The 18209-nt window shown below is 63.0% G+C and carries 19 protein-coding genes and 1 pseudogene; 12 read left to right on the top strand and 8 right to left on the bottom strand.

What is annotated here, in order from left to right; all coding sequences use genetic code 11:
- Positions 1-231, top strand: a pseudogene (locus AB4Y77_RS07545) (hypothetical protein); the annotation flags it as partial.
- Between the two features lie 454 nt (positions 232-685).
- Positions 686-1558: an NAD-dependent epimerase/dehydratase family protein gene (locus AB4Y77_RS07540; RefSeq protein WP_311215223.1), complete on the top strand. Its 873-nt coding sequence runs from the start codon at positions 686-688 to the stop codon at positions 1556-1558.
- A gap of 112 nt (positions 1559-1670) precedes the next feature.
- Here the strand turns inward: AB4Y77_RS07540 and AB4Y77_RS07535 are convergent, their stop codons facing one another.
- The 3 genes from AB4Y77_RS07535 to pdhA are packed head-to-tail and all read right to left on the bottom strand — an operon-like array spanning position 1671 to position 5331.
- Entirely contained in the window at positions 1671-3155 is a 1485-nt protein-coding gene (locus tag AB4Y77_RS07535; protein WP_442013447.1) for a dihydrolipoamide acetyltransferase family protein, read from the bottom strand.
- Positions 3152-4162 carry an alpha-ketoacid dehydrogenase subunit beta gene (locus tag AB4Y77_RS07530; protein WP_311215221.1) on the bottom strand — a complete coding sequence of 337 codons (1011 nt, stop codon included), beginning with the start codon at positions 4160-4162 and terminating at the stop codon, positions 3152-3154. Before AB4Y77_RS07530 ends, AB4Y77_RS07535 begins: the two co-directional genes overlap by 4 nt.
- Positions 4162-5331 carry a pyruvate dehydrogenase (acetyl-transferring) E1 component subunit alpha gene (pdhA, locus tag AB4Y77_RS07525; protein ID WP_442013446.1) on the bottom strand — a complete coding sequence of 390 codons (1170 nt, stop codon included), beginning with the start codon at positions 5329-5331 and terminating at the stop codon, positions 4162-4164. The genes AB4Y77_RS07530 and pdhA overlap by 1 nt, the downstream gene beginning before the upstream one ends.
- 195 nt (positions 5332-5526) lie before the next feature.
- On the opposite strand from pdhA, the gene AB4Y77_RS07520 reads away from it, so the two are divergent.
- The 5 genes from AB4Y77_RS07520 (at position 5527) to AB4Y77_RS07500 (ending at position 9149) form a co-directional block, all read left to right on the top strand.
- Positions 5527-5997 (top strand): Lrp/AsnC family transcriptional regulator, encoded by a 471-nt coding sequence (locus AB4Y77_RS07520; RefSeq protein ID WP_442013445.1) that lies wholly within the window; start codon positions 5527-5529, stop codon positions 5995-5997.
- A gap of 147 nt (positions 5998-6144) precedes the next feature.
- The gene (locus AB4Y77_RS07515) at positions 6145-6867 is read left to right on the top strand and encodes a hypothetical protein (protein ID WP_311215218.1); all 723 of its coding nucleotides are present in this window, start codon (positions 6145-6147) and stop codon (positions 6865-6867) included.
- Positions 6868-6995: 128 nt separating this feature from the next.
- A complete protein-coding gene (locus AB4Y77_RS07510) occupies positions 6996-7403 on the top strand; it encodes a DUF4383 domain-containing protein (RefSeq protein ID WP_011774231.1) in 408 nt (135 codons plus the stop codon).
- Positions 7404-7447: 44 nt separating this feature from the next.
- Complete coding sequence (locus AB4Y77_RS07505; protein WP_311215217.1) at positions 7448-8053, top strand: hypothetical protein; 606 nt, start codon at positions 7448-7450, stop codon at positions 8051-8053.
- 76 nt (positions 8054-8129) lie between these two features.
- A complete protein-coding gene (locus AB4Y77_RS07500; RefSeq protein ID WP_311215216.1) occupies positions 8130-9149 on the top strand; it encodes a PHP domain-containing protein in 1020 nt (339 codons plus the stop codon).
- A 119-nt stretch (positions 9150-9268) separates the two neighbouring features.
- Here AB4Y77_RS07500 and AB4Y77_RS07495 read toward each other — a convergent pair whose 3' ends face one another.
- Both AB4Y77_RS07495 and AB4Y77_RS07490 read right to left on the bottom strand, forming a co-directional pair.
- Positions 9269-10888 (bottom strand): solute symporter family protein, encoded by a 1620-nt coding sequence (locus tag AB4Y77_RS07495; protein WP_311215215.1) that lies wholly within the window; start codon positions 10886-10888, stop codon positions 9269-9271.
- A complete protein-coding gene (locus AB4Y77_RS07490) occupies positions 10885-11265 on the bottom strand; it encodes a DUF485 domain-containing protein (RefSeq protein WP_311215214.1) in 381 nt (126 codons plus the stop codon). Before AB4Y77_RS07490 ends, AB4Y77_RS07495 begins: the two co-directional genes overlap by 4 nt.
- Before the next feature lie 209 nt (positions 11266-11474).
- Here AB4Y77_RS07490 and AB4Y77_RS07485 point away from each other — a divergent pair, with 209 nt between their 5' ends.
- From AB4Y77_RS07485 to AB4Y77_RS07465, 5 genes are read left to right on the top strand one after another with little or no spacing between them, the layout of a single operon-like run.
- A complete protein-coding gene (locus AB4Y77_RS07485; RefSeq protein WP_311215213.1) occupies positions 11475-12677 on the top strand; it encodes a sensor histidine kinase in 1203 nt (400 codons plus the stop codon).
- A 21-nt stretch (positions 12678-12698) separates the two neighbouring features.
- A complete protein-coding gene (locus AB4Y77_RS07480) occupies positions 12699-13418 on the top strand; it encodes a LytR/AlgR family response regulator transcription factor (RefSeq protein WP_442013444.1) in 720 nt (239 codons plus the stop codon).
- A complete protein-coding gene (locus tag AB4Y77_RS07475; RefSeq protein ID WP_442013443.1) occupies positions 13415-13777 on the top strand; it encodes a hypothetical protein in 363 nt (120 codons plus the stop codon). The genes AB4Y77_RS07480 and AB4Y77_RS07475 overlap by 4 nt, the downstream gene beginning before the upstream one ends.
- Positions 13774-15240 (top strand): sodium/solute symporter, encoded by a 1467-nt coding sequence (locus tag AB4Y77_RS07470; RefSeq protein WP_311215210.1) that lies wholly within the window; start codon positions 13774-13776, stop codon positions 15238-15240. The genes AB4Y77_RS07475 and AB4Y77_RS07470 overlap by 4 nt, the downstream gene beginning before the upstream one ends.
- A gap of 56 nt (positions 15241-15296) precedes the next feature.
- On the top strand, positions 15297-15989 hold the full coding sequence (locus tag AB4Y77_RS07465; protein ID WP_442013454.1) for a hypothetical protein: 693 nt from the start codon (positions 15297-15299) through the stop codon (positions 15987-15989).
- A gap of 27 nt (positions 15990-16016) precedes the next feature.
- Here the strand turns inward: AB4Y77_RS07465 and AB4Y77_RS07460 are convergent, their stop codons facing one another.
- From AB4Y77_RS07460 to frr, 3 genes are read right to left on the bottom strand one after another with little or no spacing between them, the layout of a single operon-like run.
- The gene (locus AB4Y77_RS07460) at positions 16017-16601 is read right to left on the bottom strand and encodes a DivIVA domain-containing protein (protein WP_311215209.1); all 585 of its coding nucleotides are present in this window, start codon (positions 16599-16601) and stop codon (positions 16017-16019) included.
- Positions 16602-16621: 20 nt separating this feature from the next.
- Entirely contained in the window at positions 16622-17557 is a 936-nt protein-coding gene (locus tag AB4Y77_RS07455; protein WP_442013442.1) for a phosphatidate cytidylyltransferase, read from the bottom strand.
- Positions 17557-18114, bottom strand: a complete 558-nt coding sequence (frr, locus tag AB4Y77_RS07450) for a ribosome recycling factor (RefSeq protein ID WP_159707894.1) — start codon at positions 18112-18114, stop codon at positions 17557-17559. The genes AB4Y77_RS07455 and frr overlap by 1 nt, the downstream gene beginning before the upstream one ends.
- Positions 18115-18209 lie beyond the last annotated feature (95 nt).

Here is an 18209-nt window from a genome sequence, read left to right as displayed (position 1 = left end):
ACAGAGAACGGCACCCTGCTCTGCAGCCACCACCACCACCTCATCCACAAGGAACAGTGGCGGATCGACATGGAAACCGGCGTCCCCTGGTTCATCCCCCCACCCCACATCGACCCCCACCAAACACCCCGACGCAACCACCACCACACCCCACAAAACACAAGAAAGCCTCAGCAGAACACAAACCCGCCCAACCCCAGCGCCGGACGAAAACTGCCCGGGACCGCCTGAATAACGTCGTGCGCGGAATGCACCGCGGGAACGGCGTGCGCGGGATGCCCCGCGGGCTTGGGCGAGCGTGAACTTAGCAAGCTCAAGCGGCCCACGGTTTACCAGCAGACCGGCACGGCGGCAGAACCCGGTAAACCGACAAACCGGCAGAACTGTCGAAACCCGCGAGGTTGGGACAGTCCCGCGGGCTTACCGCGAGGCCGGCCAGCCCGTGTAGGACTCTGCACCTGGGTCGTTCGTGTCTTCCTAGGACTCACAGGGCCAGCCTGACAGGCTGTTTTCTCCCGCCGAGGCGCCTAGGCTGAAGCTCAAACCTTGCGTCATGAGGAAAGCAGCGAAGTCAACAATGCTGTCGATTCCACCGGCGGGGAAGTCAACGCAACAGCCGAATCAACCAGCAGCTGAATCAACAAGGCGACAGGGTCAGGGACCAGCCACTATCGAGGAGCAGACCATGAGGATTGCCGTCACCGGCGGAAGCGGGAAACTGGGCAGCAGCGTGGTCCGGCGTCTGAGGCAGGATGGCCACCATGTGCTCAACATTGACCGTGCCGGCACCCGTGGCAAGGGCTACGTCAACGTGGATCTCCGCAATTACGGGCAGGTCCTGGATGTCATCCTGGGCCTGGATGACCAGCACCACGGCTTGGACGCCATTGTTCACTTGGCCGCCATTCCCGCACCAGGCCTTGCCCCCGACGCCGCAATTTTCGAGAACAATATGGTGTCCACCTACAACGTGTTCCAGGCTGCCCGGCGGGCCGGCATCAAGAAGGTGGTCTATGCCTCCAGCGAGACGGTACTGGGGCTCCCCTTCGACATCGCTCCTCCCTACATTCCCGTGGACGAGGAGTACGCGGCCCGGCCCGAAAGCACCTACTCGCTGGTCAAGCATCTAGAGGAGCAGATGGCCATCCAGCTCACGCGATGGGACCCGGAACTGAGCATCACCGCGCTGCGTTTCTCCAACGTCATGGACCCCGAGGACTACGACGCCTTCCCGTCCTTCGACTCCGACGCAAACCTCCGGAAATGGAACCTGTGGGGCTACATCGACGCCCGCGACGGTGCACTGGCAGTGGTCAGGGCCCTGGAACATGGCGTGCCGGGCTTCGAGACTTTCATCATTGCCGCCGCCGATACTGTGATGAGCCGAAGCAGCGCCGATTTGGCCGCGGAAGTCTTCCCCGGCGTCGAGGTCCTCAAAGAGCTGGGCGAGCACGAAACCATGCTGTCCATCGACAAGGCGCGCAGGCTCCTGGGCTTTGAGCCGGAACACAGTTGGCGCAATGTCCACTCCAACCGGACTACGCCCACCGAAGACTGACACCGACCAGGGACTGACACCACCTGCCCGCTGACGCGCGGCGGCCCACCCCTTAACCGCAGTTTCCTGCAAGCACTCGTAAAGGGATGGGCCGTCGCAGCTTCAGTTACCGCTAGATCATAGTCATGACCATGGCGGGATCGGCCAGGATGGAGCCCAGATCTGCGAGGAACCGTGAACCCTGTTCGCCGTCCACCAAGCGGTGGTCGAAGGACAGGCTCAGGGACATGACCTGGCGGACGGCGAGTTCGTCGTTCACCACCCATGGCGCCTTCCGCACAGCACCCAGTGCCAGTATGGCGGCCTCTCCCGGGTTCAGGATAGGAGTGCCTGCGTCAATGCCGAACACGCCAATGTTGGTGATGGAGATGGTCCCACCGGACAAGTCCGCCGGGGTTGTCTTGCCCGCACGGGCTGTATCGGTCAGTTCAGTGAGCGACCTGGAGAGTTCACGCAGTGTCAGCCGGTCAGCGTCCTTGATGTTCGGCACCGTCAGGCCACGCGGCGTTGCTGCAGCGATGCCCAGGTTCACATAGTTGAACTGGACAATCTCCTGGCTCGCCTCATCCCAGCGGGAATTCAGCGACGGGTTGTTCCCCAGCGCCACCAGGACCGCCTTGGCCGCGATGGTCAGCGGTGTCAGCTTGTAGCCTTCGAACGTCCGGTTACCTTTGAGCCGGGCCAACAAATCCATGGTTGCCGTGACGTCGACGGTCAGGAACTCCGTCACGTGCGGCGCGGTAAAAGCACTTTGCACCATGGCCGCAGCCGTGAACTTGCGGACTCCCTTGATCGGCGTCCTCGTTTCCCGCCCGCCCTGTGCATCCGGAGTCCGGGCTGCGGCTGGAGCTTCCGGCGCATCGGAGAAGTTCTGGACATCCTCGCGGGTGATGAGGCCGCCCGGCCCGGTTCCGCGAACCAATTCCAGGTGGATCCCGAGGTCACGGGCGAGCTTTCGCACTGGCGGAGTGGAACGAGGTCGCTCAGGTGTCCCTTCCTCTGTATGACGGGCCGCTGTGGGCTCGACGGTTACTGGTTCCTCCGGGGTTACGGGTGCTTCCGGGGTTGCGGGCGTTGGGACCTTGATGTCCCACACCAGCCCGCGCGCGCGGCGGGTTGGGCGGCCGCTGTGTTCGACGACGGCGCCATACCCCACCAGGTTCGGCTCGCGTTTAGCGGGGCTCCCCACAGGTTCAGCGGCGGCCGCGGCAGGCGCACCGTTCGCAGATGTCGCGACGGCGGACCCGTCACCAGTCGCACGGTCAGCGGAACCATTGCCAACGGAACCATTACGGGCTGACCCGTTGCCAGCAGTCGGTGCGACGCCCCCGTTGGTGGACCCGGCGTCGTCAACCTCGAACGATACGATCGGCTTACCGACCTCCACCACCGTGCCGGGCTGCTCATGAAGTTCTGCCACCACTCCTGCGAAGGGAGAGGGCAACTCAACAACGGCCTTGGCGGTTTCCACCTCGGCGATCACCTGGTTCAGCGTGACAGTGTCTCCTACAGCCACTTTCCAGCTCAGGATTTCCGATTCCGTGAGGCCCTCGCCAAGGTCCGGGAGCCTGAATTCCTTGATCATGGTGGCGGTCATCCTTCCAGTCCACTCAGCGAGTTGGGGCGGCCCAAGGCGCGGTCAACGCCGTCGAGAATCCTGTCAAGATCCGGCAGGTGGTGCATTTCGAGCTTCGAGTAGGGGTAGGGCACATCGAAGCCGGTAATGCGGACGGGGGCGGACTCCAGATAGTGGAAGCACCGCTCCGTGATGCTGGCAGCGATCTCCGCACCCAGGCCGCCGGATTGGCCGGCCTCGTGGGTGATGACCAAGCGGCCGGTCTTACGGACAGATGCTTCCACCACGGGGTAGTCCACGGGGGCCAGTGAACGGAGGTCGATGACTTCCACGGAGATGCCCTCGTCAGCCGCCGCCATCGCGGCGTCCTTGGCCGTTTTCACCAGTGGACCGTAGGCCACCAGCGTCACATCGGAACCGGTACTGACCACAGCGGCCTTGTCCAGCGGAAGTGCCGTGGCGAGGTCGACGCTTTCGTCCACGTCACCCTTGTCGTGATAGCGACGCTTGGGTTCAAAGTAGAGCACGGGATCATCGGAAGCGATCGCCTGCTGGATCATGGTGTAGGCATCCTGCGGATTGGACACTGCAACAACCCGGAGACCGGAGGTATGGGTGAAGTAGGCCTCGGGCGACTCTGAATGGTGCTCGGGCGAGCCGATGCCGCCGCCGAAAGGAACGCGGATGGTGATGGGCATCTTGACCCGCCCCTGGGTGCGGTAGTGCATCTTGGCCACCTGGCTGACAATCTGGTCGAACGCAGGGTAAATGAAGCCGTCGAACTGGATCTCGCACACGGGACGGTAGCCGCGGTAGGCCAGGCCAACCGCGGTGCCGATAATGCCTGACTCAGCCAGGGGGGAATCGATGACCCGATGTTTTCCAAAGTCTTTCTGGAGTCCGTCGGTGACGCGGAAGACACCACCGAGCGAGCCAATGTCCTCACCCATCAGGACTACTTTGGGATCGTTTTCGAGCGACTTCCGGAGGCCGGCATTGATAGCCCGGGCAAACGTGAGCTTGGACATCAGAGTGCACCTTCCTCGACTGGCTGGTTGAAGCTGTTCAGGTAGCGCGAGTAGTGGTCCTTCTGGCGTTCGATCCAGGAATTGGGCGTGCTGTAGACGTGGTTGAAGACGTCCAGCGGCTGAGGGTCCGGCATCTCGATGCAGCTGGAACGGAGCTCGGCTGCCACGGCGTCAGCCTTCGCTTTGACGCGGGCCTCGACATCCTCGGCGAGGAGGCCCTTGGCCTCCAGGAGCTTGCGCAGCCGCAGGATGGGATCCTTGGCAGCCCAGTCTTCGAGTTCGATCGGGTCGCGGTACCGGGTGGGGTCATCGGCCGTGGTGTGCGGACCCATGCGGTAAGTGACGGCCTCGATGAAGGTGGGCCCTCCGCCCTTGCGTGCACGGTCCAGCGCTACCCTCGTGGCAGCCATGACAGCGAGTACATCGTTGCCGTCAACACGCATGCTCGGAATTCCGAATCCGGTAGGCCTGTCCGCCAATTGCACGTGTGACTGTACCCGCACAGGTTCGGAAATGGCCCAATGGTTGTTCTGGCAAAAGAACACCACGGGAGCCTGGTAGCTGGCCGCGAACACCATGGCCTCGTTCACGTCGCCTTCACTCGTGGCGCCATCACCGAAGTAGGCCAGAACCGCAGTGTTTGCGCCATCCAGCTGGACTCCCATGGCGTAGCCCGTGGCGTGCAGGCTCTGGGATCCGATGATGATCTGCGGCGTCGCCAGATTGATGCGCTGCGGGTCCCAACCATAGGAGGCATTGCCGCGCCACACCCTGGCGATCTCGGAAAGGTGCGCGCCACGAACATAGGCCACGCCGCTTTCGCGGTAGCTGGGAAAGACGAAGTCGTCATCGCGCAGCGAACGGCTGGAGCCGATCTGCGACGCTTCCTGGCCCAGCAGCGGTGGCCACAATGCCAGTTCGCCCTGACGTTGGAGTGCCGTCGCTTCGGCATCGATGCGGCGGATGACTGTCATGTCCTCATACAAGGAACACAACTGCTCATCTCCGACGTCCTTGACCCAGACATCGAATTCCGGATGGCTGATCCGCTCGCCTTCCGGCGACACCAACTGGAGCAGATTGCCGCCAGTCCTCAGGGTGTTTTGTGCACTATGTCCAGGGCCCGGAGTGTCGTGGTGCACTCCCTTGCCCGCCTGATCCGTCAACACAGGTGATCGCAACCTTCCGGCTCGTTTTCGTCGGCGCTGGCTGGACTTGTGATCCTGCCGCAGACCGGCCCTCCGGCACCTTCGCCGGAGTTAATTGTGACCCTACTCACAACGCGCATCGGGTACAACTACCCTTCTGCAAATTGAGCATTCTGCCCTGTTTCGGGTGAGCTCACCGTGCTAATCTTGCGCATTATGCAACCCCTGGATGGCACTGACACCCGGCTCCTTTCTGCGATGGCCAAAGACCCCCGCGGAACAGTGGTGGCCCTTGCCCAAAAGCTGGGCCTGTCCCGTAATACGGTGCAAGCCCGCATGGCCCAGCTGGAGAAGAAGCATGCCTTCCTGTCCTTTGAGCGAAGGATCAACCCGGCCGCACTCGGCTATCCGTTGACTGCATTCATCACGGTCCACGTCCAACAACAAAAGCTCGCTTCCTTGGCACAGGATTTGGCAGACATTCCGGAAATCCTCGAAGGCTTTGGCCTCACCGGCTCGGCGGACCTGCTGCTGCGTGTCGTCGCCTTGGATGCGGAGGACCTCTACCGCATCAATGGAAAAATTCTCGGCTGCGATGGGGTGGAACGGACCGACACAGCACTGGCGATGCGCGAGATGATCCCTTACCGCGTCCAGCCGCTCCTGGGAAGGCGCTCCGGGAACTAAAAACCTTCTCCACCTGCTGTTATTCGCGACACGGTACTTGCCCGCCGAACCCGCATGCGATTTGATGCAAGAGGACGTACCGGGGGCCGGCCAGAGGACCCCGGCCATGTGGTGGCGCTGCCTAAGGCTGCCGAAAGGGGCACTACCGTGAGCAACCCGCAACAACCCGAGCCCAACTACCCGGGCCAGAACCCGCCACCGGTGCCGCCCGGACCCGGGTACCCCCCTCAGACCGGCGGCTCGCCGCAGTGGCAACAGCCGCCGTCGTCCGCTGCTCCCCAAGCCGGCGGGCCCCAAAACGCCGGGCCCCAACCTGGCGGCCCCCAATACGGCGGCCCCCAGTACGGAGCACCCGGCCAGGAGCCGTACGCCCAGAACCCTTACCCGCAGGGCCAATTCCAACCAGGGCAGTACCCTCCGGGCCAGTTCGGCCAGCCACCGGCCCGGAAGAGCAGGAAGGTGCTGTGGATCGTCCTCAGCATCGTCGCCGGCGTGATCGTGCTGGCAGTGGTGGGCGTGTTGCTGCTGGTCAACCTGGTGGGCAATGCAACGTCCAAGGCCAGGTCATTGGCGGACGAATTCACCAATTTGGTGGTCACAGGCCAAACCGAGCAGGCCTACGACAACTACCTAAGCCAGCCACTAAAGGACGAGCTGGACAAGCAGTCGTTCGTGGACGGCATTGCCAGCCTTGAGCTTGATAGCTCGTGCAAGCCGAACTACAACTCGGTGAACGTGAACAACAACAACGGCAACAACAAGGCCGATCTCTCCGGTACCTTGCAATGCGACGGCAAGACCATCGATCTCCAATACGTCTTCGAGGGCACCAACGACCTCAAGATGAGCAGCATCCGCCTCCGCCCCTAGCCGCAGGAAAGAATTTCCGTACCACCACCCATCCACCTGCGCCTATGGTCCGAATCACTGCTTGAGAGCCCCACCCGGGGCTCAGCAGGACGGCCGGGATATCCGGCCATCACCGGAAGGTTCGGACCATGCGTACTTCGCCCAATCGCCTGATCGCCACCATCTTCGGAGCTGTCTACCTTCTGGTAGGCGTGCTCGGATTCTTTGTCACCTCGGGAATCGGCTTCTTCGCCACCGAGGGCGCCAACCTGATCATCTTCGCCGTGAACCCGCTTCACAACATCATCCACCTGGCCATCGGCGCTGCCCTTCTTTACGCCGGCATGAACAGCGTCACGCTGTCCAAATCCGTCAACACGGCCGTAGGCGGCGTTTACCTTCTGGTAGGTATCCTCGGACTTTTCCTGGTGGGTTCGTCCCTGAACATCATCGCCCTCAACGGCGCAGACAATGTGCTGCACCTCGCCAGCGCTGTGGTCCTGCTGGGAGTTGCACTGTCCCAGGACAAGGCAGCCGTAGCTTCCGCCCGCGCCTGATCCGCCTGATCACCGAGTAAAGCAGCGAGAGGACGGCAAGGACCATGGAAAGCAAACACCACCCCACACTGAACGCAGCGACCCTCCTGTTCGTGTACTTCGCAGCGATGGCCGCCGGGATGGTCGAGCTTTCCCTTGCCGCCGGATACCTCACCGGAACATCGTCAGCGACACCCGGGATGGTGGTTGCCGGCGTGGCAACCCTCGCGGCGGGCCTGGCCTTTTTGGCCTGGTCCCTGCGGGGGTTGCACCGCAACGCCCTGGTCTTCGCACGATTCGCGCTTCCTGTACTCGCCGTTGCTGCTGCTGCGCACCTCGCAGTCTCAGTTATCGGGATCAGCTCCCTGCGCTCACTGGACGTGAGCCACTTTGCCGCCCTCGGCCTGACGCTCATGGCACTTGCCGGAGCCGGCTGGCTGAGGCGGCAGCACAAGACCAACGACGGCGGCGCCCACGGCCAGCCAAGGACCGGGCGGCTTCTGGCAGCCGCGTTCGGAGCCGCCGTCGTTGTTGCAACAGTGGCAACACCGGGACTGGCCGCCTCGATGGCAGGACAGCACGCTGTTCCGCATGGCGAGCACGGCCAGGCCCCGCACGGAGAAAACGGCCAGGGCTCCAATCCCGCCCTGGACCCGGGTCGCCACCACTAGGTGACGGCGACCGAACCGGCGCACCATTGACACTGCCCACTGTTGATGGTGCGCCTGGTTCGTGGATCATGGAGCCATGGATCCCATAGAGGCGCTCGACGAAATCTCCTTTTGGCTCGAACGCAGCCAGGCCCCTACCTTCAAGGTCCAGGCCTTTCGGAAAGCGGCCGACGCCGTGCGGCAGCTTCCGCCCGGAGAACTCGCGAAGCTCGTGGGCACCGGGCGGATCACCAGCCTCAAAGGCGTCGGCAACCGCAGCGCCGAAGTCATTACACAGGCCCTCGAAGACCGGGTCCCCGAGTATCTTGCCGACCTGCGCGAACGTGGCACGGAATCGTTGGCATCCGGAGGAGACACTCTCCGGGCAGCGCTGCGCGGCGATCTTCACAGCCACAGCAACTGGTCCGACGGCGGCTCCCCCATCGAAGCCATGGTGGCAGCGGCACGGACCCTCGGCCGCGAGTATCTTGCCCTCACGGATCACTCCCCCAATCTCACGATCGCCAATGGCCTGAGCGTGGAGCGGCTTGAGAAGCAGCTCGACATCGTGGAGGGAATCAACTCAACCCAGGAAGGCTTCCGCCTCCTCAAAGGCATTGAAGTGGACATCCTCGAAGACGGAACCCTGGACCAGACTCCCCACATGCTGGGCCAGCTGGACGTTGTGGTGGCCAGTGTCCACTCCAAACTCCGGTCAGACAAAAAGACCATGACCACGCGGATGTTGGGCGGCATCAGCGATCCCCACACCAACGTCCTGGGACACTGCACCGGCCGCCTCGTCCAAGGATCACGGGGTACCCGGCCTGAGTCCGAGTTTGATGCCGGAAGAGTCTTCAAGGAGTGCGCGGAGTGGGGCGTCGCCGTCGAAATCAATTCCCGTCCCGAGCGCCAGGACCCACCGGACAACCTCATCAAGATGGCCTTGGACGCCGGCTGCCTGTTCAGCATCGACAGTGATGCCCATGCTCCTGGCCAACTCGATTTCCTGCAGTACGGTGCCGAACGCGCCGAAGCCCTGGGCGTCCCGAAGGAACGGATTGTCACCACGTGGCCGCTGGAACAGCTGACGGAATGGCTCAGCCTGAAGAAGTAGACACAGTTTGAAGAACTAGGCGCAGCCTTGAGAAGAGCCGACCGGCACACAGGAAGGCCCCTCCTGCACGTTGTGCGCAGGAGGGGCCTTCTTGGGTGGTGACGTTGGTCGAGCCGGCGCTAGTGGTCTACTGCCTTCTCGGCACCGACGCCGGTCAGCGAGCGCACTTCCATTTCCGCCTGCTTGGCCGGATCTTCGCGCCGTTTGTCCAGAACGGTTCCGAGCCATCCCAGGAAGAAAGCCAACGGGATGGACACGATGCCCGGGTTGCTCAGCGGGAACAGAGCGAAGTTCGCCCCGGGGATCATGGACGTCTTGGCACCCGAAACCACGGGTGAGAACGTGATGAGCAGGATGGCCGCAGCCAAACCGCCGTACATGCTCCAGACCGCCCCCTGGGTGGTGAACTTCTTCCAGAAAAGGGAGTAGACGATGGTGGGCAGGTTGGCCGACGCTGCAACCGCGAAAGCGAGCGCCACCAGGAATGCCACGTTCTGGCCGTTGGCAAAGATGCCACCGAGGATCGCAAGGACACCAATAACCACCACAGTGCGGCGTGCCACCTTCACCTCGGTGACTGCATCGGCTTTGCCCTTGGCAATGACATTGGCGTAAATATCGTGCGCGAAGGATGCGGCCGCAGTGATGGTCAGGCCGGCCACCACCGCCAGGATGGTGGCGAAGGCAACCGCCGAAATGAAGCCCAGGAGCAACGGGCCGCCCAAGTGGAAGGCCAGCAGGGGTGCGGCGGAGTTGACGCCGCCGGGTGCGGACTTGATGGTTTCCGCCCCCACCAGGGCTGCTGCACCGTAGCCCAACACCAGGGTGAAGAGGTAGAACAGGCCGATCAGCCAGATCGCCCAAACCACGGACTTGCGGGCTTCCTTGGCTGTAGGAACAGTGTAGAAGCGCATCAGCACGTGGGGCAGTGCGGCTGTGCCGAGGACCAAGGCAAGGCCCAGGGACATGAAGTCGAGCTTGGATGTTTCGGTCTTTCCATACTGCAGGCCTGGGTTCAGGATGGCCGGGTTGTTGGCTGCTTCAGCTGCAGAGCCCAGCAGGCTGGACAGGTTGAAGCCATAGATTGCCAGCACCATGGCTGTCATGACCCCTGCGCCGGCAATGAGCAGGATGGCTTTGATGATCTGCACCCAGGTGGTGCCCTTCATGCCGCCGATCAGTACGTACATGATCATCAATGCGCCGACGACGATGATCACCAAGGCTTGACCGCCCCAGTCGCTGATGCCCAGCAGGAGCGAAATCAGGCTGCCTGCTCCTGCCATCTGGGCCAGAAGGTAGAAGAAGCAAACGGCCAAGGTGGAGAGGGCGGCCGCAATTCGGACAGGGCGCTGACGCAAGCGGAAGGACAGAACGTCAGCCATGGTGAACTTGCCGGTGTTGCGGAGCAGTTCGGCCACCAGCAGCAGCGCCACCAGCCAGGCGACGAGGAAGCCGATGGAGTACAGGAACCCGTCGTAGCCGTTGATGGCGATGGCACCGGTGATGCCGAGGAAGGATGCTGCCGAAAGGTAGTCGCCGGCGATGGCCGTGCCGTTCTGCGAACCAGTAAACGAACGTCCGGCTGCGTAGTAATCCGCTGCGGTCTTGTTGTTCCGGCTGGCCCGGAAGACGATCACCATGGTGACCGCCACGAAGAGGGCGAAAATGCCCATGTTGAGCAGGGTGGTGTCTTTCAGCGCTTCAACGTTGACTGCCGCCGGGACCATGGTGTTCATTTGACTCCCCCGCTCATCACATTGCCGTCCTTATCAAATTCGTGGCCCTCGATCTCGTGACGGATTTCAGCAGCGATCGGGTCCAGCTTCCTGTTGGAGTAGCTCACGTACCATGCCGTGATGCCGAAGGTAGTGACGAACTGCAGCAGGCCGAGGATCAGGCCGACGTTGATGTTGCCCCAGACCTTGATGGACATGAAGTCCACCGCATAGGCGGCCAAGAGGACATACGCGAAATACCAGAGCAGGAATACGACGGCCATCGGGAAGACAAAGCTGCGATGCCGCTTGCGCAATGTCTTGAACCGTTCCGTCTGTTGGACTTCATGGAAGTCCACGGACGCCTGTGCGTCCTGGGGTTGGGCCTCATTACCCATGGTTCCTCCTGATTGTGATGTGTCCACACCAGCTCCACATGCCTTGCCAATGTGACTGCTATCACTATCAAACGCCGTCCGGTAACTGTTCCAGAGCATCGCTCACTGCCATCGCTCAACGGTTGCGGCGCTGCGCCAAACGGTGGATGTGAACCACCATCCGTGGAATCAGGGCCGGAGGTGGAGGAGCATCCGACTACGCTGGCCTTATGCCCGACTCCCCGCTGTTCACAGCCGCTGCCATCGCCGTGATCGTGCTGGCCATCGCCGTCGTCGTGGGTGTTGGGCTGAAGGTGATGCGTTCCTTCCGGGACCTGGGCACCGACGCTGAACGGGCCACCTACAACACCTTGCACGCGGCCTCCCGGGCCGGGCAGCATCTCCGCGGCGGCCTCCAACCGGCAGGTGCAGCGAAAGCGAGCAAGCAACTGCGCGTACTGCTGGGCTGCGATGCGCTGGCCATCACGGACACCGATTCGGTGCTCGCCTGGGACGGTGCAGCCGAGGAACTCAGGCCATCGCTGATGCGACTTGCTGCCGAGGTACTGGCCACTGGCCGAACCGCGGTGGTACCCCACGCCGGGCATCGGACCACGGCCAAAGCCGAGCACGGAAACCATGACTTCAGTGCCGTGATTGCTCCTATCCGCTCCGGGTCCAGGGTGGTCGGCTCGGTGGCTGCCTTGGCGCCGGCGGCAGGTGCCGGGCTGGTCAGGGCCACCAGCGAGGTGGCCGACTGGATTGCCGCCCAGTTGGAGCTGACGGAACTCGAAGCATCACGGACCTTGCTGATGGAGGCTGAGGTCAGGGCGTTGCGTGCCCAAATCAGCCCGCATTTCATCTACAACTCCCTCAATGCCATCGCCTCGTTTATCAACACAGACCCCGCCCGGGCCCGGGAGCTGGTGGTGGAGTTCGCCGACTTCACCCGGTACTCCTTCCGGCGCCACGGCGACTTCACCACGCTGGCCGAGGAACTGCGCTGCATCGACCGTTATCTTCTGCTGGAACGGGCGCGCTTCGGCGAACGCGTTCAGGTGAGTCTCAGGATCGCCCCCGAGGTCCTCAGCACGGTCATCCCGTTTCTTAGCCTCCAACCGTTGGTGGAGAACGCAGTCCGGCACGGCCTGGAGGCCAAGGAGGGCCCGGGCCATATCACCATCTGCGCCAACGACTCCGGCGCGTTCGCTGAAGTGACCATCGAGGACGACGGCGTGGGCATGGACCCTGAGCACCTGAGGTCAGTGCTCGCCGGGCACACGGATGGGATCCATGTGGGACTGCGCAACGTAGATGCCCGCTTGCGCCAGGTCTACGGGGACGAGCACGGGCTGGTCATCGACACTGCTCCCGGGGAAGGAACCCTGATCACCATGCGGGTGCCCAAATCCCAGCCCGGCCATGACGCGTGAGGCGACGGTTAGTCTTTAAACATGATCAACGTGCTCGTCGCTGATGACGAACTGCCCGCCGTAGAGGAGCTTGCCTTCCTGCTGGGACGGGACGAACGGATTGGTGCCATCCACCGGGCCTCCTCCGGCGCCGAGGCCCTGCGGACCCTGGAAACGGAGTCTGTCGACGCCGTTTTCCTGGACATACACATGCCTGCCCTGTCCGGCTTGGACATTGCACGGGCCATTTCCCGGAGCAACAATCCACCTGCCGTCGTTTTTGTCACCGCCGATGAAGACTGCGCGCTGGAAGCTTTCGACCTCGCCGCGATCGACTACCTCCTGAAGCCGCTGCGCGCGGAACGGCTCTCCCGATCCGTGGATCGGATCAGTGACCTGATCAAGGAAGGCACCCCATCGCCGGAGATGATCACTGTGGATCTTGGCAGCACCACCCGCATGATCCGCCGGGACGACGTCAGCTACGTGCAGGCCCAGGGCGACTACGCGCGGCTGCACACAGCCGAAGCCAGCTATCTCATCCGGGTTCCCCTCAGCGACCTTGAACAGAAGTGGGCAGAGGCAGGGTTCATCCGGATCCACCGCTCTTACCTGATCGCCCTGAACCACGTCCAGCACCTCAAGTTGTCTGCAACGGGTCCCAGCGTAGCCGTGGCCGGAGCTGAGTTGCCCATCAGCCGACGCCACTTGCCCTCCGTCCGGGACAAACTGCAGTCCACGCGTATCCGGCCGCAGGGATGACGCGCGTCCGTGTAACGGCACCCCGCCAATCTGCCACAACGGCTCCCGGCCGGCTGCCCTACCCAGGCGAGGTCGCCGAAGACTCCGACGCCGGCAAGCTCTTCATCCGGTCCCTGATCCGATCCCAATTGCGCTTGGCGCTGGTGGTGGCCTGCTGCTTCCTGCTCATCCTCGTGGTGATCGCACTGTTCCTGGTGTACGGGCCGGGCGTGGCGGAAACACGGATATTCGGCATCCCCCTGGACTGGATGGTGCTGGGCGCCGGCATCTACCCGGTGATCGGTTTGAGCGCCTGGCTGTACACCCGCGCGGCGGCCCGCAACGAAGCCCGATACAGGGATCTGGTGGAGGACAAGTGAACCCGGCTGTAGGTATGTTCGCATTCCTTGCCGTGTCGCTTGTGACCGCGGTGATCGGCTTCTACGGTCTGCGCATCTCGCGGACAACCGGCGACTTCTACGTGGCTTCACGAACGGTCCCGCCCTGGTGGAATGCTTCCGCAATCGGCGGCGAGTACCTGTCCGCCGCCAGTTTCCTGGGCGTCGCCGGACTCATCCTGCTCTCAGGAACGGACGCGCTTTGGTTCCCGGTGGGTTACACCGCCGGGTACTTGATGCTGTTGCTCTTCGTCGCTGCTCCCCTGCGTCGATCCGGCGCCTACACCATTCCCGACTTTACCGAAGCCCGCTTGGATTCCGCGCTGGTCCGCCGCGTGACCAGCCTGGTGGTGGTTGCTGTTGGCTGGCTGTACATAGTCCCGCAACTCCACGGGGCGGCGCTCACCATCCGCATCACCACCGGCCTGCCGTCGTGGGTAGGCTCGACGGCGGTTGTTGTGGTGGTGTGCCTCACGGTGGTGGCAGGTGGCATGCGTTCCATCACGTTTGTCCAGGCGTTCCAATACTGGCTGAAACTGACTGCCTTGGCTGTTCCGGTGGTCTTCGTGCTGCTGGTGCTCGCCGGAAACGGCACAGCAGCCCAGGCGCCGCTTCCCATCAACCCCACCGGCCAGGCCTCAGCCGGCGCGTACCAGCACATTTCCCTGTTGGTGGCGTTGCTCTTCGGCACCCTGGGCCTGCCCCACGTACTGGTACGGTTCTACACCAATCCGGACGGGCAATCCGCCCGGAGAACCACGCTCATTGTGCTGGGCCTGCTCTCCGTCTTTTATCTTTTTCCCACCGCGTCCGGCGCGGTGGGAAGAATGTTCGCGCCCGAACTCGCACAATCCGGCCAGGCCGATGCTTTGGTCCTCCTGCTCCCCGGCAAGCTGATAGGAGGCACCGCCGGAGACCTCCTCTCCGCCCTCGTCGTAGCCGGAGCGTTCGCCGCTTTCCTGTCCACCACCTCAGGGCTGGTGGTTTCGCTGTCGGGCGTCATCAGCCAGGACCTTTTCGGCGGAAGCGTCAGGGGCTTCCGCCTCGCAGCGGTGCTCGCCGCCGTCGTGCCTTTGGGTTTTGCCCTGATGACCGACACCCTGGCGTTGGCCGGGAGCGTTGGCCTGGTCTTCGCGTTCACGGCCTCCACCATCTGCCCGGTCCTGCTGCTGGGAATCTGGTGGCGCGGACTCACTGACGCCGGCGCAATTGCCGGAATGCTGACCGGTGCGCTGCTCTGCGGTGGTGCCATGGTGGTAGGTACGCTCATGGGATCAGGCAATGCACCCCCGTGGCTTGCCCAGCCGGCGGCGTGGAGCGTTCCGGCAGCTTTCGCGGTGACAGTGCTCGTTTCCCTCGCAACGAAAAGCCGTGTGCCGGCGTCCGTGAATCGCGTGATGTCGCGGTTGCACGTCCCGGAGCGGCCGGTGGCCACCGAGCGCTAGGCCCGCAGATGCAGTGGCCTGTTGTCCGCGCAGCAGCAAGGGTGGACAATGACGCCATGTCCGAGGAACCGGGCGCCTCCAGCCCAGAGCCGCCGGCACGACCGACGGAGTTGTCACCGAGTGTCCGCGCGCAATTGCTGGCCACCGAACACTGGAGCCTGCTCGCCTCGCGCAGTACCACCCAAGGCGAAGTCCTCACACGCATCAGCATGTTCCTGACCTTCACGTCGGCAAGCCTGTTGAGCGTGGCGCTGGTGGGTAACGCCACACAGTTTTCAGATGCCTTCAGGGCCTTCGCGCTGACCGTCCTCAGCATCGACCTGGTGGTTGGCCTGCTCACCCACGTGCGCGTCATGAGTGTGGGAATGGAGGACCTGATGTACGTCCTGGCAATGAACCGCCTGCGGGCGGCCTACGTCGACATGGATCCCGGCATAGGGCCTTACCTCATGGCCGGCGCTCACGATGACGAAGAAGGCGCCAAAAGGACGTATTACTTCCTGGGCGTTCGGACCGACTTCAGCCAAGTTGCTGGCAGCAGCATGGTCTTCATGGGGTTCGTCAACTCGGCCTTGATCGCCCTGCTGCTGGGATCGGCACTCCTGACAGCCGGGCTTCCCCCAGTGGTGGCAGTCCCCGTGGCTGTTCTGGTCGCCTTGGCCTTCTTCGGTACGTCGCTGGCGCGCGGCCACAGACGCTACCTGGCAGTATGGAAGAACAACCTGCCCGTTTCCCCCAGCGCTCACTAGCCTTGCTCCCGCTGAACGGGGTGTGGACTAGTCGATGGCCGCCATAAGTTCTACAGCGCGGGCCAGAAAAGCGTCCACCTGGGCCTCTTCGTAGCCTTCATTGCCCTTGGCCGCCCGGAAGACGGCCCGGCGGACAGTGTCGACGCTCAGGACCTGGTCGTGCTCAAGGTAACCCACCAGCTCAGCACACAGGGCATCAACGTCCTGGATGTTGTAGCTGCGCGCCCGCTTGCTGGAAGGCCGACGGAACCGCTCGCCGTCGGGCCGGTGAAGCCGGCCCCGCAGGATCCCGGAGAGTTTGCCGATCTGGCGCAGCCAGGCTTCTTCGCCCTGTTGGCCGATGAGGTCGTCACGCTCGCGGCGCGCAAACGCGTCCTCGAGCCGATCCAGGGCGGCATCCACGCTGTGGGCGTCGTACCCACCCTTGACCGGGTCAAAAGCCACGTCCCGCACGTCCACGCTGGCCACCTGGTCAGCGGTACCCACAGGGTTTTCAAACGACGTCCTGGCTCGCTGAAGGAACTCGTCAACTTGTTTGGCGTTATAGCCGTACTTGCTGCGCTCTACGCGATCGAACGTTGCGGGAATCTGGCGTCGAATATCCACGGACACTAATTTTCCTTCGTTGATTGTCAGACGCCGCTGAGCAGCGCGAACAGAACATAGGCTACAGGGGCCGCGAACACAATGGAGTCCAGGCGGTCCATGACGCCACCATGGCCAGGCAGGATACTGCTCATGTCCTTGACCCCCAGTTCACGTTTGACCATGGACTCGGCGAGGTCGCCTGCCGTAGCGGCGGCCACCATGCCAACGGCCAGGAGCAAGCCCACCCACCAGGGCTTGTCGAGGAGGAAGATACACGCCAGGACGCCAATGAGCATGGCTCCACCCACCGACCCCGCGAAACCCTCCCAGGACTTTTTGGGACTGATTTTTGGAGCCATGGGGTGCTTCCCGAAGGACGCCCCAACGATGTACCCAAACGTGTCGTTGGAAACAACCAACAAAAGCATCGACGCGATCTGCCATGCGCCTTCGGGGATCCCATCCGGCCAAAAGCCCACAGGAGTGGGCCCGCTGGTGGTGTGCAAGGACAGCGACGCGAAGCTGATGAGGAACGGAATCCACGCCAGCGTGAACACACCGGCGAACACGCTCCTCGGCGCTCCGGCGGCACTCTCGATGGACCGCCACAGCAGGACGGCCACGGAACTCGCCGTCATGGTGAACAGCAAACCTTCCAGGCCACCGAAGTAGGCCGACACCGGCATCACCAGGCTGCCAACCATCACGGGGATGATCGGCATCCTGGTGCCCTGGGCCTCAAGGGCCCGGAAAACTTCCCACACACCCAACACAGCAAAAGCCGTGGTGAGCAGGACGAAACCCAGAGGGAGGAAAAGCAAGCCGCCCAAAACCGCCAGCAGCATGGAAAGCCCGACGCCGATGGCCGCCGGAAGATTCCGGCCGGCCTTTGGCGTGGGGTTCGTCCGTACGCGCCTGGCGCGTTGGGGGGTAACGCGTGTCGGGACCCGTCCAGCGGGTGCCGGCTCAGCCTGGTTCATCAGACCTCGAGCAGCTCGGCTTCCTTGCGCTTGAGCAGTTCGTCGATGCTGTCAACGTGCTGCTTGGTCAGGGCGTCGAGCTCCTTCTCAGCGCGGGCACCATCGTCTTCGCCGGCTTCGCCGTCTTTGACGAGCTTGTCCAGCGTGTCTTTTGCCTTGCGGCGGATGCTGCGGATGGAGACCTTGGCGTCTTCACCCTTGCCCTTGACGATCTTGACGTACTCCTTGCGACGCTCCTTGGTGAGCTCAGGAATGGTGACTCGGATGACGTTGCCGTCGTTCGAGGGGTTGGCACCAACCTCGGAATCGCTCAACGCCTTCTCAATGTCGCGCAGCGCGGTCTTGTCGTACGGCGTGATGAGGATGGTCCGGGCGTCGGGCACACCGAAGGAAGCCAGCTGCTGAAGCGGCGTGGGCGTGCCGTAGTACTCGACAATCACCTTGTTGTAGAGACCGGGGTTCGCCCGACCCGTACGGATCGTGGCGAAATCGTCCTTGGCTACCTCAACCGCCTTGTCCATCTTCTCGCCGGCTTCGAGCAAGGTCTCTTCGATCACGGGTTTCTCCTCAGAAAATAGTTGCTGCCCTCATGCAGGCCGCAGTGCACAGTAAAGTTCCGCCGTGAGAGGCGGACGGTCCTAGAAATATCCTA

Source organism: Paenarthrobacter sp. YAF11_1 (assembly GCF_052113445.1).
Classification (GTDB): domain Bacteria; phylum Actinomycetota; class Actinomycetes; order Actinomycetales; family Micrococcaceae; genus Arthrobacter.
The sequence above is the reverse complement of the archived record's forward strand: the minus strand, read 5'-3'. Positions and strand labels throughout refer to the sequence as shown.

What these genes read in the sequence shown, in the direction of transcription:
- AB4Y77_RS07540 (WP_311215223.1), top strand. Translation starts at nt 686, where the DNA reads ATGAGGATTGCCGTCACCGGCGGAAGCGGGAAACTGGGCAGCAGCGTG.
- AB4Y77_RS07535 (WP_442013447.1), bottom strand. Translation starts at nt 3,155, where the DNA reads ATGACCGCCACCATGATCAAGGAATTCAGGCTCCCGGACCTTGGCGAG.
- AB4Y77_RS07530 (WP_311215221.1), bottom strand. Translation starts at nt 4,162, where the DNA reads ATGTCCAAGCTCACGTTTGCCCGGGCTATCAATGCCGGCCTCCGGAAG.
- AB4Y77_RS07520 (WP_442013445.1), top strand. Translation starts at nt 5,527, where the DNA reads ATGCAACCCCTGGATGGCACTGACACCCGGCTCCTTTCTGCGATGGCC.
- AB4Y77_RS07510 (WP_011774231.1), top strand. Translation starts at nt 6,996, where the DNA reads ATGCGTACTTCGCCCAATCGCCTGATCGCCACCATCTTCGGAGCTGTC.
- AB4Y77_RS07505 (WP_311215217.1), top strand. Translation starts at nt 7,448, where the DNA reads ATGGAAAGCAAACACCACCCCACACTGAACGCAGCGACCCTCCTGTTC.
- AB4Y77_RS07500 (WP_311215216.1), top strand. Translation starts at nt 8,130, where the DNA reads ATGGATCCCATAGAGGCGCTCGACGAAATCTCCTTTTGGCTCGAACGC.
- AB4Y77_RS07495 (WP_311215215.1), bottom strand. Translation starts at nt 10,888, where the DNA reads ATGAACACCATGGTCCCGGCGGCAGTCAACGTTGAAGCGCTGAAAGAC.
- AB4Y77_RS07490 (WP_311215214.1), bottom strand. Translation starts at nt 11,265, where the DNA reads ATGGGTAATGAGGCCCAACCCCAGGACGCACAGGCGTCCGTGGACTTC.
- AB4Y77_RS07485 (WP_311215213.1), top strand. Translation starts at nt 11,475, where the DNA reads ATGCCCGACTCCCCGCTGTTCACAGCCGCTGCCATCGCCGTGATCGTG.
- AB4Y77_RS07480 (WP_442013444.1), top strand. Translation starts at nt 12,699, where the DNA reads ATGATCAACGTGCTCGTCGCTGATGACGAACTGCCCGCCGTAGAGGAG.
- AB4Y77_RS07475 (WP_442013443.1), top strand. Translation starts at nt 13,415, where the DNA reads ATGACGCGCGTCCGTGTAACGGCACCCCGCCAATCTGCCACAACGGCT.
- AB4Y77_RS07465 (WP_442013454.1), top strand. Translation starts at nt 15,297, where the DNA reads ATGTCCGAGGAACCGGGCGCCTCCAGCCCAGAGCCGCCGGCACGACCG.
- AB4Y77_RS07455 (WP_442013442.1), bottom strand. Translation starts at nt 17,557, where the DNA reads ATGAACCAGGCTGAGCCGGCACCCGCTGGACGGGTCCCGACACGCGTT.